Origin of the sequence: Citrobacter sp. Marseille-Q6884, assembly GCF_945906775.1 — a bacterium.
Lineage (GTDB): Bacteria > Pseudomonadota > Gammaproteobacteria > Enterobacterales > Enterobacteriaceae > Citrobacter.
Genome location: NZ_CAMDRE010000002.1, coordinates 1397540 through 1412959, shown reverse-complemented (window position 1 = coordinate 1412959; position 15420 = coordinate 1397540). Strand labels below are relative to the sequence as shown.

Genomic DNA, 15420 nt, shown 5'->3' with positions numbered 1-15420 from the left:
TGTGAGGATAGAACATGTCTCGTACTACTAGAAAAATAACCATTCCGATAAGTATCGGATATGGCATGACAGATATTATGGGTGGCGGTGCATTTACCGTTATTGGCGCATGGCTTCTTTTTTTCTACACGACATTTGTCGGATTATCTCCGGTTGAAGCAGCATCCATTGTGGCCATAGCAAGGATTGTCGATGCTATTGTCAGTCTGTTTATGGGATCGTTTACCGACCATTTCTATAAAAATGCGTTAGGTAAGCGATTCGGCAGAAGACGTTTCTTTTTGTTGATTGGCGCACCATTGATGCTGGTGTATACCTTGCTATGGATGACCGGAATGAATTTCTGGTTCTACCTTGCGGTTTATCTGGCATTTGAAATTATCGCCGCCATGGTATTAATTCCATGGGAAACGCTGCCATCAGAAATGACCAAGGATTTTAATGCGCGCACGAAACTGTCAACCTGCCGTATGTTCCTTTCTGCGTCCGGTACATTTTTAGCCACCTTTATCCCTGGATTACTGATTGGTCATTTTGGCGAGCACGATCCGAACGCCTATTTTATTAATGGTGTCGTCTTTGCCGTGTTGTTTATGATTTGCGTCTTCATCTCGTGGAAAGTCACCTGGGAACGCGATTTGACCCCGGAAATGCTTGAAGAGCTTGAGCGCAGTAGTCAGCCGACGACATTCACAGAAAAAGTAGCGATGGTAGGGCGTCTGTTCAAAGAGTACGGCTCTACGCTGAAAGTTCGCGCGTTCAGAAAACATCTGGCTATCTATTTGCTCTCTTTCACGGCCAAAGATGTTTACAACACTGTTTTTGTTTTCTTCTGTGTTTACTGTCTGAATGTGTCGTCTTCTCTTGCCGGTACGCTGTTGTCGATGAGTATCGTGGGGCTGCCGGTCACGTTATTAGCCGGATTCGCCATCATTAAATATGGCCCGTCGCGACTGTATGTTTTTGCCTACACGTTGATGATGCTGTGTCTGGCAGGGCTGTTTATGGTTTACCAGTTCCCGACAGATAACAAAGTCACGCTGCTGGTTATTCTGGCTGCGCTGTATCAGGTCGGGCGTTGCGTACTGGAGTTTACCCCGTGGAACGTATTTCCGTTCATTCCAGACATTGACGAGATGATTACCCGTCAGCGTCGTGAAGGGCTATTCGCTGCAGTCATGACTTTCTCCCGTAAAACAACGGTTGCGATTGCCACTTTTATCGTCGGTTTGATGCTGCAAAATGGCGGCTTTGTGAAAGGAAGCCAGGTACAGCCGGAACAAGCCATCAACACTATCGCGACATTGCTGTTCGCAGGTACTGCTGGTCTGTTGATTCTGGCACTGTGGCAGGCGTTAACCTTCCATCTGAATAAGCGGACCCATAAAATTTTTGTTGATGAAGTGGAGCGTCTGAAAGCAAATGGCGCGAAGCAGGATGTCGAGCCTGAGACACGTCGGATTGTCGAAGATTTAACCGGCTATTCCTACGATGCACTCTGGTGCGAGGCAGAAAAAAAGACGGCCACCAAAGGTAAATCAGCCTCCCTGATGAGCTAAGCAATGTTGACAGTCTGGTGTAGCAGAAAGAGATTACATCAGGCTGTCAGATAAGTTTGAATGATGTCATACCAATCATAGAAAGATTAATTCAAATCAAAACATACAACCATACAGGCGTTACTCTGAGTCAGTCCTGATTTAATTCATAAGTAGGTCATACAATGCAAAACAAGCTCTTAGCGGCGAAGGCTGCACTTCCTGGTTACGATCGTACCACACTGATCCCGCGTATTGTTCACCTGGGTTTTGGCGCGTTTCATCGCGCTCACCAGGGCGTTTACGCGGATATCCTGGCCGCGGAACATCGTAGCGACTGGGGTTATTGCGAAGTTAACCTGATCGGCGGTGAGCAGCAGATTGCCGACCTGAAACAACAAGATAATCTGTATACCGTTGCGGAAATGTCGGCAGATGCCTGGACCGCAAGAGTGGTCGGCGTGGTGAAAAATGCCTTACACGCGCAGGTTGATGGCCTGGAAACTGTACTGGCAGCCCTGTGTGAACCGCAGGTCGCGATTGTTTCCCTGACGATTACCGAGAAAGGGTATTGCCATTCTCCGGCGACTGGTCAACTGATGTTAGACAATCCGATGATCGCCGCCGATCTGCAAAACCCTAAACAACCGAAAACGGCACCCGGCGTGATCGTTGAAGCGCTTGCTCGTCGTAAGGCTGCGGGATTGAACGCATTTACCGTGATGTCCTGCGATAATATGCCAGAAAATGGTCATGTGATGCGCAATGTTGTCACCGCCTATGCACGTGCTGTGGATGCGGAACTGGCGGGGTGGATCGAACAACATGTAACATTCCCGTCAACCATGGTTGACCGTATCGTCCCTGCGGTGACGCCTGATACGCTGGATAAAATTGAACAGCTTACCGGTGTGCGCGATCCGGCGGGCGTGGCCTGTGAACCGTTCCGTCAGTGGGTTATTGAAGATAACTTTGTTGCCGGTCGTCCTGAATGGGAAAAAGCGGGCGCTGAGCTGGTGGCCGACGTGATCCCGTTCGAAGAGATGAAGTTGCGTATGCTCAATGGCAGCCACTCTTTCCTTGCGTATTTGGGCTATCTGGCGGGTTATCAGCACATTAATGACTGCATGGGTGATGAGCATTATCGTTTCGCTGCGCGCGCACTGATGTTGCAGGAACAGGCTCCGACGCTGAAAGTGAAAGGCGTTGATTTACAGCAATATGCCGATCGATTGATTGAACGTTACAGTAACCCGGCATTACGTCACCGTACCTGGCAGATTGCCATGGACGGCAGTCAAAAATTGCCTCAGCGTATGCTGGATTCCGTTCGCTGGCATCTTGCTCACGGTAGCCATTTTGGCCTGCTTGCGTTGGGCGTGGCGGGTTGGATGCGCTACGTCGGCGGTGTGGATGAGCAAGGGCAGGTGATTGAGATAAGCGATCCGCTGTTGCCGGTTATCCAGAATGCGGTGCAAAACAGTAAAGACGGTGAAGAGCGTGTTCAGGCTCTGCTGGCCATTGATGCTATTTTTGGTCGCGAACTGCCGCAGGTGGAGTTGTTCAGAACCCAGGTCACAAACGCGTATCTTGCATTGCTGGCTGACGGGGCAAAAATGACCGTAGCGAAATATGCGGCGAAATTGAAGTAACAAATAAAATTCTGATGTCGCCATCCGGCCTGTACTGCAGCCAGATGGCGCATTATTTTCTGGCATTCACACCAATTAATTCATACCCAAACGAATCAATTCGAGGGGGGCATATTTGCCTTCACAACCTTCGACTTCCACCGTTTTACCGCGGCGAATTTGCTCAGCGGTCAGACCATCGGTGTCAATGGCTTTGATACGGCCAGTGATCCCAGTGTCACTAATCATGACGCGGCTGCCAGTGGTGATTGCGTTACGGTTACGATCGTATGTTTTCATGGTGATTTCTCCTTTCCAACTTACCGTCAAAGCCCGTGGGCTTGAGTCCCACGTAACGGGCGCAATATAAATACGCTTATCGTTAATGATTTTTTTTGTTTTCGATCAAAATCACAGCTTTTTTTAAATGGATGTGTAGGAGAGGGATGCAGTAAGGAGAAACTCACCTCTGCGCGAGGTGAGACAGAGGGATTATTCTTCGCTGAACCAGTCGCTATTTTCCTGACGAATAAGCTGAACAGACTCACTAATTTCCTGCAGATGCAGCATCATGGCGCGTTCGACGGCGTCACCATCATGTTTCTCCAGCGCTGTAAAAATATCGTGATGCTGGCGAAGGAGCATTTCAGGAGGGGATACATGATCCAGGCTCATATACCGGACGCGGTCTATCGTCGCTTTAATATTTTCGACGGTATCCCATGCGAGCTGGCATTCTGCGATGACGGCCAGTTTCTGGTGAAACTCATCATCGAGCAGGAAGAAGTCGTTGAGCTGCTTGCGATCAATAGCGATGCGTTGCTGATGCAGATTTTGTTCGAGCTGATAACACTGTTTGTCTGTGATCATCGCTGCCGCGCGGCGGGCAACGGCGCACTCAATCGCTTGTCGAACAAAACAGCCATTTTTAACCTGTGACAGCGAAATCTTATTCACATAGCTGCCACGCTGCGGACGGATCTGAATCAGACCGTTCTCGGCCAGTTTGATGAATGCTTCCCGCACCGGCTGGCGCGACACATCAAAGCGAACGGAAACCTCTTTCTCCGAAAGCGGCGTACCGGGCGCAATCAGGCACTGCACGATGTCGCGTCGAAGAATGCGGTAAATCTGCTGATTTACTGGCTGTGTTGGATTGAGCTGCGTTTCTGCGGTCATTCATTCTTACTTTTTAGAGAGTTAACCCGACCATTTTATCACTTATTTTCTGCGAGCTATACCCGGCACGAGGCCGGGTATACAAATTAACGCCGGTGGACGCTAAGGCCTGCAAAAGACTGTGTGACAGGCATCATTTCGAGGGTGTTAATGTTGACATGCTCAGGCAGTGAAGCCACCCACCAAACCGCTTCAGTGACATCTTCTGGTGTCAGCGCAGTGGTGTTTTCGTAGGTTTTGCCAGCTTTATCATCATCGCCTTTGAAACGCACATTAGAAAACTCTGTGCCGCCAACCAGTCCCGGTTCAATATCGGTAACGCGTACCGCTGTTCCGTGTAAATCCGTACGTAAGTTCAGGCTAAACTGGCGAACAAATGCTTTGGTTGCGCCGTAAACGTTGCCCCCAGCGTATGGCCAGCTACCGGCAGTAGATCCGATATTGATTATATGACCGCGATTACGTTCCACCATGCCAGGCAGTACGGCACGGGTCATATAAATCAGACCTTTGTTGTTGGTATCGATCATGGTTTCCCAGTCGTCAACGTTGGCCTTATGAGCGGGTTCCATTCCCAGCGCCAGACCGGCGTTATTGACAAGAACATCAATATTTCGCCATTCAGCGGGTAAAGCCGCGAGCATCTCTTCAATAGACGCGCGGTTACGTACGTCAAGTTGCGCGGTATAAACACGGTCGCCCAACTCATCTTTCAGTTCCTGCAGGCGCTCCTGACGGCGTCCGGTGGCAATAACTTTATGCCCATTCTCAATAAAACGACGCGTAATGCATTCACCAAAACCTGCGGTTGCTCCGGTCACTAAAACGATCATCTCACTGTTCCTCAACGCTTTTTACGTCGTACTACCATAGCACGTCATGCCTGTTCAGGGGTAATCCTGCTTAATGAGATTGCGGTCGATTTCCGGGAGGCCTACTCTAAGAAACAAATCGTTTTCAGGAGTGAAAGATGTCATTAACGAATCCTTTCTGGCGCCACAGCACGTTGCCTTATCAGGCTCCGCCATTTGATCAAATTAAAGAGGAGCATTACCGTCCCGCATTTGATGAGGCTGTGCGGCAAAAACGCGCCGAAATAGACGCGATTGTGCAAAATCCGCAAGCCCCTGATTTTGCCAATACCTTGTTGGCCCTGGAACAAAGTGGGGCAATGTTAACGCGCGTCACCAGCGTATTTTTTGCGATGACGGCGGCGCATACCAATGATGTCTTACAGCAACTGGATGAGGCGTTCTCCGCTGAACTGGCGGCCTTATCGAATGATATCTATCTCAACAGTGCGCTTTTTGCGCGTGTTGATGACGTCTGGCAACGACGTAACGCGCTGGGTCTGGATGGCGAATCATTACGTCTGTTGGAGGTTATCCACCAGCGTTTTGTCCTTTCAGGCGCACGCCTTAATGAGGCGGATAAAGCGCGCCTGAAAGCGCTCAACACTGAGTCCGCGACCCTGACCAGTCAGTTTAATCAACGGCTGTTGGCCGCGAACAAATCAGGTGCGTTGGTGGTGGATGATGTCAGACAGCTGGAAGGACTCAGCGCAGAGGAGATTGCCGTTGCTGCGGATGTCGCGAGGGAGAAAGGGCTTCAAGCACATTGGGTTATCCCGCTATTGAACACAACCCAACAACCTGCACTTGCCGTATTACGCGATCGTCAAACCCGTGAAAAACTGTTTACCTGCGCATGGACACGGGCTGAAAAAGACGATGCGAATGATACCCGCGCCATTATTCATCGACTGGTAAACATTCGCACCCAGCAGGCAACGTTACTGGGATTTAGCGATTACGCCGCCTGGAAAATTGCCGACCAGATGGCTAAAACGCCGGAAGCGGCGCTCACTTTTATGCGGGCTATCGTGCCGGCCGCACGCCAGCGGGTCCTGGATGAACAGGCTGAAATACAGCACGTCATTGATGAAGAACAGGGGGGATTTACCGCTCAGGCCTGGGATTGGGCTTTTTATGCTGAGCAGGTACGTCGCGATAAATATGCCCTTGATGAGGCGCAACTCAAACCCTATTTTGCGTTGGATACGGTACTGAATGACGGTGTTTTCTGGACGGCAAACCAGTTGTTTGGCATCAAATTTATTGAGCGTTTCGACATTCCTGTGTATCACCCGGATGTGCGGGTATGGGAAATATTCGATCATGACGGCGTAGGACTGGCGCTTTTCTACGGTGATTTCTTTGCCCGGGAATCAAAAAGCGGCGGGGCCTGGATGGGGAACTTTGTTGAGCAATCGCTGCTTAATGAGACCCTGCCTGTTATTTACAACGTGTGTAACTATCAAAAACCTGCGAAGGGTCAACCTGCCTTACTCCTGTGGGATGATGTCATCACCTTATTCCATGAGTTTGGGCACACATTACACGGCCTGTTTGCCACACAACGGTATGCGACATTGTCAGGGACAAATACCCCGCGCGATTTCGTTGAGTTCCCGTCGCAGATTAATGAACACTGGGCGAGTCATCCGCACGTCTTTGCGCGTTTCGCGCGGCATGTGGAAACTGGTGAACCCATGCCTCAGGCGCTGCGTGAAAAGATGCAACGAGCCAGTCTGTTTAACAAAGGCTATGACATGACTGAGTTACTGAGCGCTGCGTTACTGGATATGCGTTGGCACAGTTTGCAGAGTGAATCCTCTTTGTCTGTTGATGCGTTTGAACTACAGGCGCTGTCAGCGGAAGGGCTCCACCTTCAGGCTGTTCCACCGCGTTATCGTAGCAGTTATTTTGCGCATATTTTTGGCGGTGGCTACGCGGCGGGATATTACGCTTATTTATGGACACAAATGCTGGCAGACGATGGCTATCAATGGTTCGTCGAGCAAGGGGGATTGAGTCGCGAAAACGGGCAAAAATTCCGCGAGGCTATTCTATCCCGAGGAAATGGCACTGATTTAGCGGAACTGTTTCGCCAATGGAGTGGGCGCGATCCGCGCATGGAACCGATGCTGGCGCATCGCGGGTTAAGCGCGTAAGTCTTTTTCAGCCAGAAAACAAAGCCGGGTGTCATGCCCGGCTTTTTTACCTGCTCGTGAGCTGAGCGGATTTGCGGTAGTGGGGTAAGCCTTAATTTACTCGACCATCTCTGGCATATGCGCAAGAACAAAATTCAATACGCTTTCTCCATCCAATGATGCATAGGGCAGGCTTTCTATGACAGCGATGGGGCGTGATTCGCCGACAATGGCCTTAAGCTCATCGAGTTTATACTGGATATGTGGCGCCACCAGAAAACAGTCGAATGCAGGAGCAACACTGGCAAAATTATCCAGCCCTACGGCGCTGAAAATCATTTGCTGTTGCTGCGAATTCGCTATTTTCTGCATTTTTTTAGCCAGAGCGTTCGCTGTGTTTCCAAACAGACAACATATTAATAGTTTTTTCATGATCATGTCCTCCAGGGAAGCGTACATACACTATGCCTGGCCAGGAGAGGAAAATGCGCGTTGGTTCATATTCGTACAATAAAAATGCAAGTGCGGAAGAAAGTCTTGTTATCTGTTCAACGACCTGACTAACGGCAAACAGGGATATACCTGACGCGATATATTCCTGATGATCGTACCTTGTGTCATCCATTACCTTAAAGGAGAGATGTGATATTTATAATTCGGTTTCTCAGAAGCGAAAGATGTCATCACTCCTTCAATGGGATAATTCTTAACTTATTAACTACTATTAATAAATTTACATAAGTTTTCTTTTTTGTCGTTAAAATAGCCTACGTTGAAATGTTCACACAGAGAAGGGAATCGTGATGATCAGAAAAACCACTGAAATAGATGCAGTGTTGTTAGAGTTGAATAAGTCGGTTGATGCCCATTACAAATGGTTAGTGAAAATGTTCCGCTGCGTTGTGTCGTCAGATGTTACTCAGCCGGATATTATGGGTGATAACGCGCACTTTGTCTGTCAGTTTGGGCAATGGCTCAATCACCAACCGGTAGAAGGCAACGAGGATGCGAGCTACCTGAGTAAGATAAATACAGCACATGAAAAAATGCATGTATTAGGAAAAGAACTGCTGGCGGCAATCGTTGATAATCGCAGTCAGGCATGGCACTTCGATAGTTTCCAGGACGCATTACTGGAATTCACCTCATCTGTAATGGATTACAAACTCTATTTGCTGAATATACGCAGTAACATCGATATATTAACGGGGTTACCTGGCAGAAGAATGCTGGATGAATCCTTTGATCAGCAGTTGCGTGAAGCCGAACCGCTAAATTTATATATTTTATTGCTGGATATCGATCGTTTTAAATATGTGAATGACACTTACGGCCATCTGGTCGGTGATGTTGTTTTGCGAAATCTGGCATCGAATTTATTAGCATGGACACGCCATGATGAGGTGGCGTACCGCTACGGTGGTGAAGAGTTTATTATCCTTATCCGAACAAAGACGGATGATCAGGCATGCCGGGCGGGATTGCGTCTTTGCCATCTGATTGGTCGAAAAAAAATTCCGTACCCGGATGGCGAACTGAACATTACGGTAACTGCGGGTATCACGCGTGCGCAGCCGGGAGAAACGTTGGATGTGGTGATCGGCCGGGCTGACAGAGCAATGTATGAAGGGAAACAGACAGGTCGAAATCGCTGTATGTTTATGGATGAGCAGCAGAAAATTACGCTGATTGAGACCAACGATCAAATGACGCTGCGCGTCAGAGCATGAGCGCCGAAGTCGTCGGTTAAGGCCTGGTGTCGTTTCGTTTAACTTTCGTTGGGGTTGTTGATGGTAAGGTAGTTAACTATCCGTTATCTCGCAGGGAATTGCCTGGTGACGTATAAAGCAAAACACAAATCTATCCATGCAAGCATTTACCGCTGGTTCATCCGGCGGTTTTTTTTACCTGTAATTCGGGAAATGAGCAGCGAAAGTGGACGGGTAAAAAAATGGCCCCTTGTGCGGTTATGCAGCAAGGGGCCGGTTCGGTGCAGGACTATCGTCGTTCATCAATCATCCCATCGGTGGCTAAAGTAGGCGGCCAGAAAACCGGAAAACAAAATAATTCCCAGAACTGCCATAAAAATATTCATGTTACCTAACATAGTAAATGCTCCTTTCTCTGTGAGTTTCCTCTCTTGATTAAATTTCACCTCGTTAAGCACTATAGTAGCAATTCAAACTTAAACAAAGACTGAACTGTGTGATTATTTTGTCTGAAAGGTAAGGCTTTGCATTTTTGCGTCGAGAATAATGCGTAATAGTGACGAAAATCACCTCGATCGAAATGCAAAAACGTGATTTTATCCTGTGATAAAGCACCGGAATGATTAAGCGGGGCAGCGGATGTTGCACGTTTATAATGCAATTCATGATTCATTGTGGGTCAATTTTTCTTGTAACACTGTTTTTGCGCCTTGCTTTGTCCTGAATATCGCGGTCCGATTTCTAATCGGTTGATTTTATATAGCCTTTTAATATCTGGCATCCTTTTTGCCTAATCACTTCTGAACACCTTAATTTGCACCGTTTTTGTCAGCCCTGCTGACCGGAGCTTTCGGCAAGTCTATTTCAGGAGTGAAACTATGCAGCGTCGTACATTACTCAAAGCTTTTGCACTTTCTGCCTCCGTTGTGGCAATGGGGCTGAGTTTTAACGTTCAGGCAGCCGACACGATTAAGGTTGGGATTATGCATTCGCTATCCGGGACGATGGCTATTTCTGAAACCCCTCTTAAAGATGTGGCGTTAATGACCATCGATGAAATTAACGCGAAAGGTGGTGTCCTGGGGAAGAAACTGGAGCCCGTTGTTGTTGATCCGGCTTCGAACTGGCCGTTGTTCGCTGAAAAAGCACGGCAGTTGCTGAGTCAGGATAAGGTGGCGGTGGTCTTTGGCTGTTGGACATCGGTCTCGCGTAAATCAGTCCTGCCGGTGTTTGAAGAGTTAAACGGATTACTGTTCTACCCCGTGCAATACGAGGGTGAAGAGATGTCACCGAATGTCTTTTATACCGGGGCGGCACCAAACCAGCAGGCGATCCCGGCCGTTGAGTATCTGATGAGCGAGGACGGCGGCAGCGCCAAACGTTTCTTCCTGCTTGGCACCGATTATGTTTATCCCCGCACAACCAACAAAATCTTGCGTGCCTTTTTGCATTCTAAGGGAGTCGCAGACAAAGACATCGAAGAAGTTTATACCCCGTTCGGACACAGCGATTACCAGACGATTGTCGCCAGTATTAAAAAATTCTCTGCAGGCGGAAAAACGGCGGTGGTCTCGACCATTAATGGTGATTCTAACGTTCCGTTTTACAAAGAACTGGCCAACCAGGGGCTGAAAGCAACGGATGTGCCTGTCGTGGCGTTTTCTGTCGGTGAAGAGGAGTTGCGCGGAATTGATACCAAACCGCTGGTGGGTAACCTGGCGGCCTGGAACTACTTCGAGTCGGTTGATAATGCGACCAACCAGAAGTTTGTTGCCGATTACCGGGCGTATGCCAAAGCGCACAAACTGCCGAATGCCGACTCGGTCGTGACAAACGATCCTATGGAGGCAACTTATGTTGGCCTGCATATGTGGGCGCAGGCGGTAGAAAAAGCGGGAACCACCGATGTGGATAAAGTCCGTGCGGCAATGGCAGGGCAATCTTTCGTCGCACCGTCCGGCTTTACGCTGACCATGGACGCCACCAACCACCACCTGCATAAGCCCGTAATGATTGGCGAGATAGAGGGGAATGGCCAGTTTAACGTCGTGTGGCAGACCGATGCGCCTGTCCGTGCGCAACCCTGGAGTCCGTATATCGCCGGGAATGATAAGAAATCTGAGCAGCCTGTCAAAACCGCCAGTAATTAATCTCTCGCCCTCCGCCGGGAGGGCGCTGTTCTGGAGAACGCTATCATGAAAGCCATGTGCTTTATTCGTGGCGTGTTGTTGCTGACGTGGCTTTTGCCGTGGATAGCGCAGGCAACCGATGCCGATACGTTTACTGCGGCCAGCCGTACGCAACAGGCCGCTTTACTGGAGCGCTGGGCCGTTAACCCTGAGCTTCAACGTTTACCGTTATTGAATGCGTTGGGGCGCGAAAATGTGCTCACCGACGCGGCAAAAAACGCCTTCACGATGAACGGGGCTGCAGTGCAACCGCTGGGCGCGGCGAGCCATCCTTCTGGCGAGTTAAAAAAAGTCCGCTTCACCAACCGTCTGCGTAATCTGGTTGCCGGGACGCTGGCGGTACATCAACTGTTAAGTGACAGCGTCACGGAAAGGACTGCCGCCGTACACATTTTACAGCGTGAAGCACAGCCTGCCATGTTGCCGTTTCTGCTGCAAAGGCTGGAGCAGGAGCCGGATGCGCAGGTGAAGTCCCAGCTTGCCCTTGTGCTGGCAAACCTGCAACTGAACAGTGCGCAGCCACAGATCAGACGCCAGGCGGTCGAACGACTGGCGGATTCAAACGATCCAGAAACGCTGGCGCGACTTCAGCCTTTTACCCAGACCGAACATGAGCCGGATAGTCGTGTACGTGCCGCCGCAAGCGAAAGTCTGAATACCATCGCGCAGCGCATGAAGGTCGGTGATCTTCTGGGACAGGCGTTTATGGGGCTGTCACTGGGCTCAATTTTGCTGCTGGCGGCGTTGGGGCTGGCCATTACCTACGGGTTACTTGGCGTCATCAATATGGCGCACGGCGAAATGTTGATGCTTGGCGCCTACTGTACCTGGATGGTGCAACAGCTGATGAGTCAGTTTTTACCGCAGTGGCTGGCCTTTTATCCGGTTGTTGCCCTGCCGGTCGCGTTTATGTTTACCGCAGCCACAGGAATGCTCCTTGAGCGCGGTGTCATCCGTCACTTGTACGGGCGTCCCCTTGAAACCCTGCTGGCGACATGGGGGATCAGTCTGATGCTGATCCAACTGGTCCGCATGGCCTTTGGGGCGCAAAACCTGGAGGTAGCAAATCCTGCGTGGCTATCCGGTGGTATTCAGGTCTATGCCAACCTGATCCTGCCGTGGAACCGACTGGTGGTACTTGGTTTTGCCATTCTGGTGTTGTTCTTCACCTGGCTGTTGCTGAATAAAACGCGTCTGGGGATGCATGTTCGCGCAGTGACACAAAACCGCAGTATGGCGGCCTGTTGTGGTGTTCCCACCGGACGGGTGGATATGCTGGCGTTCGGCCTGGGCTCGGGAATTGCCGGTCTTGGTGGTGTGGCGTTGTCGCAATTGGGCAATGTGGGGCCAGAGCTGGGGCAAAGCTACATTATTGATTCGTTTCTGGTCGTGGTGCTGGGTGGCGTGGGGCAACTGGCAGGCAGCGTGGTGGCTGCGTTCGGTCTTGGGATCTTCAATAAAATCCTTGAACCCCAGGTGGGGGCTGTGCTCGGCAAAATCCTGATCCTGGTGTTAATCATTCTGTTTATTCAGAAACGCCCCCAGGGTGTGTTCGCGCTGAAAGGGAGGGTTATTGACTGATGACGATGCCAATGACATTAACGCTGGCGCGTAAAGCGCCGCATGTGACGCGGTGGCTGGGGCTCAGTTTATTGCTGGCGCTGATAATTCTGCCATTTCTCGCGCTGTTACCGGCAGACCATCCGCTGGCTGTCTCCGTCTGGATGCTGACGTTGATCGGCAAAATTCTCTGCTATGCCATTGTCGCGGTTGCGCTGGATCTGGTGTGGGGATACGCCGGCATGCTTTCGCTGGGACATGGCATTTTCTTCGCGCTGGGCGGTTATGCGATGGGGATGTACCTGATGCGTCAGGCGGCAGGCGACGGGTTGCCTGCTTTTATGTCTTTTCTCTCCTGGAGCGAGCTGCCGTGGTTCTGGTGGGGAACGCAACATTTTCTCTGGGCGATGTTGCTGGTGGTCCTCGTTCCTGGGCTGCTGGCGCTGGCCTTTGGTTATTTTGCCTTTCGCTCAAAAATCAAAGGGGTCTACTTTTCCATCATGACGCAGGCACTGACCTTCGCCGCGATGCTGCTGTTTTTCCGCAATGAAACGGGTTTTGGTGGTAACAACGGTTTTACCGGATTTACGACCCTTCTCGGGTTTCCCGTGAGTGCAACATCGACACGCATTGGGCTGTTTTTGGCGACAGTCATGCTTCTTGTTGTGGCGCTGTGGCTGGGATTTGCGCTGGCTCGCAGTAAATTTGGTCGCATTTTGACTGCTGTGCGTGACGCTGAAAACCGGCTGGCGTTTTGTGGTTATGACCCGAAAGGTTTCAAACTGCTGGTGTGGACGTTGTCCGCTGTGCTGTGTGGGCTGGCAGGCGCGTTGTATGTTCCGCAGGTGGGCATTATTAATCCCAGTGAAATGTCACCGACCAACTCGATTGAAGCGGCGATTTGGGTCGCGCTGGGTGGGCGCGGCACGCTAATCGGACCGGTATTTGGCGCGCTACTGGTTAACGGTGCTAAAAGTTGGTTCACCGTCATTATGCCGGAGTACTGGCAGCTGTTTCTTGGCCTGATATTTATTGGCGTCACGCTGTTTTTACCCCGTGGCGTAATGGGGTTGTTTCGTAAGGGAGAGAAGTAATGCTGCCAGATGAAGGGCTGTTCACCCGCCAGATGCCCGGCGACCGCTTTCGTCACCAAACTGACCCGGTATTACAACTGGAAAACATTAACGTTAGTTTTGACGGTTTCCAGGCGTTAACCGATTTGACGCTCAATATTGGTGTCGGGGAATTGCGTTGCATTATTGGGCCAAATGGCGCCGGAAAAACGACATTAATGGATGTCATTACGGGTAAAACGAAGCCGCAGAGCGGACGGGCGATTTATGATCAGCGTACCGATTTAACGTCACTCGACTCCATCGCAATTGCCCGCCAGGGGATTGGACGCAAATTCCAGAAACCCACCGTATTTGAAGCGCTTACGGTGTTCGAAAACCTTGAGCTCGCCATGAAAAACGATAAGTCCGTGTGGGGGACATTACGGTCACGTCTTACGGGCGAGCAGCGGGATCGTATCGATGAGATGTTGATGCTGTTACGGCTGGGGAGCGAACGCCATCGGTGTGCCGGATTGCTTTCCCACGGACAAAAACAGTTTCTTGAGATCGGCATGCTGTTGGTCCAGGAGCCGCATTTGTTACTGCTGGATGAGCCTGCGGCGGGGATGACGGATGCGGAAACCGAATACACCGCGGAACTGTTTCTGACCCTGACCGGGAAACACTCTCTGATGGTGGTTGAACACGATATGGGATTTGTGGAGACCATCGCGGACCACGTCACCGTGTTACACCAGGGACGCGTTCTGGCCGAGGGCAGTCTGCGAGACGTGCAGGCCAATGAGCTGGTTATCGATGTCTATCTGGGGCGTTAAGGAGCGGCGATGTTATCGGTGAACGATCTGAATCAATACTATGGTGGAAGCCATATTCTGCGCGGTGTGAGTTTTGAAGCGCGTATCGGCGAGGTGACATGCCTGCTCGGGCGTAATGGTGTCGGTAAAACGACACTGCTGAAGTGCCTGATGGGACTGATTCCAACCCGCACCGGAAGTGTTATCTGGCAGGGCAAGAATATCACGCAACGCAAGCCACATCAGCGCGTACAGGCGGGCGTTGCCTATGTGCCGCAGGGGCGTGAGATCTTTCCGCGTCTGACAGTAGAAGAAAACCTGTTGCTCGGGTTGTCTCGCTTTCCTGCGCATCAGGCGTCGAGTGTACCCGAGGAGATCTATACGCTATTTCCGGTGTTAAAAGAGATGAAGTACCGGCGGGGCGGCGATTTGTCCGGCGGGCAACAGCAACAACTCGCAATTGGGCGGGCGCTGGCGAGTCGTCCACAGTTGTTGATCCTTGATGAACCTACCGAGGGGATCCAGCCTTCAGTCATTAAAGAGATTGGCGTGGTTATCTCGCAACTGGCGCAGCGCGGCGACATGGCGATTTTGCTGGTGGAGCAATTTTATGATTTTGCCGAACAACTTGCCGACCGGTACTTACTGATGTCGCGGGGAAGCATTATTCAACGTGGGTTAGGGGAAAACATGCAAGCGGAGGGCGTGCGCGGGCTGGTGGCTATCTGAGTATTGCTACAGAGCCGTGTTGG

14 protein-coding genes are annotated in these 15420 nt (G+C 50.6%); 9 read left to right on the top strand and 5 right to left on the bottom strand.

Annotated features, from left to right (window positions below; all coding sequences use genetic code 11):
• The first annotated feature begins 14 nt into the window (after positions 1-14).
• Together N7268_RS21890 and N7268_RS21885 are read left to right on the top strand one after the other, a co-directional pair.
• Positions 15-1559 carry an MFS transporter gene (locus N7268_RS21890; RefSeq protein WP_260864462.1) on the top strand — a complete coding sequence of 515 codons (1545 nt, stop codon included), beginning with the start codon at positions 15-17 and terminating at the stop codon, positions 1557-1559.
• A 164-nt stretch (positions 1560-1723) separates the two neighbouring features.
• Positions 1724-3190, top strand: coding sequence for a mannitol dehydrogenase family protein (locus tag N7268_RS21885; protein ID WP_260864461.1), 1467 nt, complete (start codon positions 1724-1726; stop codon positions 3188-3190).
• Positions 3191-3265: 75 nt separating this feature from the next.
• Here the strand turns inward: N7268_RS21885 and ydfZ are convergent, their stop codons facing one another.
• From ydfZ to ydfG, 3 genes are all read right to left on the bottom strand, one after another.
• Positions 3266-3469 carry a putative selenium delivery protein YdfZ gene (gene ydfZ / locus N7268_RS21880; protein WP_198904241.1) on the bottom strand — a complete coding sequence of 68 codons (204 nt, stop codon included), beginning with the start codon at positions 3467-3469 and terminating at the stop codon, positions 3266-3268.
• Between the two features lie 192 nt (positions 3470-3661).
• Entirely contained in the window at positions 3662-4348 is a 687-nt protein-coding gene (locus N7268_RS21875) for a GntR family transcriptional regulator (protein WP_260864460.1), read from the bottom strand.
• A gap of 86 nt (positions 4349-4434) precedes the next feature.
• Entirely contained in the window at positions 4435-5181 is a 747-nt protein-coding gene (gene ydfG, locus N7268_RS21870) for a bifunctional NADP-dependent 3-hydroxy acid dehydrogenase/3-hydroxypropionate dehydrogenase YdfG (RefSeq protein ID WP_260864459.1), read from the bottom strand.
• A 137-nt stretch (positions 5182-5318) separates the two neighbouring features.
• Here ydfG and dcp point away from each other — a divergent pair, with 137 nt between their 5' ends.
• Positions 5319-7361 carry a peptidyl-dipeptidase Dcp gene (gene dcp / locus N7268_RS21865; RefSeq protein WP_260864458.1) on the top strand — a complete coding sequence of 681 codons (2043 nt, stop codon included), beginning with the start codon at positions 5319-5321 and terminating at the stop codon, positions 7359-7361.
• 96 nt (positions 7362-7457) lie between these two features.
• Here dcp and N7268_RS21860 read toward each other — a convergent pair whose 3' ends face one another.
• Positions 7458-7772 carry a PTS sugar transporter subunit IIB gene (locus tag N7268_RS21860; protein ID WP_260864457.1) on the bottom strand — a complete coding sequence of 105 codons (315 nt, stop codon included), beginning with the start codon at positions 7770-7772 and terminating at the stop codon, positions 7458-7460.
• A 371-nt stretch (positions 7773-8143) separates the two neighbouring features.
• Between N7268_RS21860 and N7268_RS21855 the strand changes: the two genes are divergently transcribed.
• Complete coding sequence (locus N7268_RS21855; RefSeq protein ID WP_260864456.1) at positions 8144-9070, top strand: diguanylate cyclase; 927 nt, start codon at positions 8144-8146, stop codon at positions 9068-9070.
• A 281-nt stretch (positions 9071-9351) separates the two neighbouring features.
• Here the strand turns inward: N7268_RS21855 and mgtS are convergent, their stop codons facing one another.
• Positions 9352-9447, bottom strand: coding sequence for a protein MgtS (gene mgtS, locus N7268_RS21850; protein WP_003032406.1), 96 nt, complete (start codon positions 9445-9447; stop codon positions 9352-9354).
• A 480-nt stretch (positions 9448-9927) separates the two neighbouring features.
• Between mgtS and urtA the strand changes: the two genes are divergently transcribed.
• From urtA to urtE, 5 genes are read left to right on the top strand one after another with little or no spacing between them, the layout of a single operon-like run.
• A complete protein-coding gene (urtA, locus tag N7268_RS21845; RefSeq protein WP_260864455.1) occupies positions 9928-11199 on the top strand; it encodes an urea ABC transporter substrate-binding protein in 1272 nt (423 codons plus the stop codon).
• Between the two features lie 45 nt (positions 11200-11244).
• Entirely contained in the window at positions 11245-12819 is a 1575-nt protein-coding gene (urtB, locus tag N7268_RS21840; protein ID WP_260864454.1) for an urea ABC transporter permease subunit UrtB, read from the top strand.
• On the top strand, positions 12819-13892 hold the full coding sequence (urtC, locus tag N7268_RS21835) for an urea ABC transporter permease subunit UrtC (RefSeq protein WP_260864453.1): 1074 nt from the start codon (positions 12819-12821) through the stop codon (positions 13890-13892). The genes urtB and urtC overlap by 1 nt, the downstream gene beginning before the upstream one ends.
• Positions 13892-14689 carry an urea ABC transporter ATP-binding protein UrtD gene (gene urtD / locus N7268_RS21830; protein ID WP_260864452.1) on the top strand — a complete coding sequence of 266 codons (798 nt, stop codon included), beginning with the start codon at positions 13892-13894 and terminating at the stop codon, positions 14687-14689. The genes urtC and urtD overlap by 1 nt, the downstream gene beginning before the upstream one ends.
• A gap of 9 nt (positions 14690-14698) precedes the next feature.
• Positions 14699-15397 carry an urea ABC transporter ATP-binding subunit UrtE gene (gene urtE, locus N7268_RS21825; RefSeq protein WP_260864451.1) on the top strand — a complete coding sequence of 233 codons (699 nt, stop codon included), beginning with the start codon at positions 14699-14701 and terminating at the stop codon, positions 15395-15397.
• Positions 15398-15420: the final 23 nt, after the last annotated feature.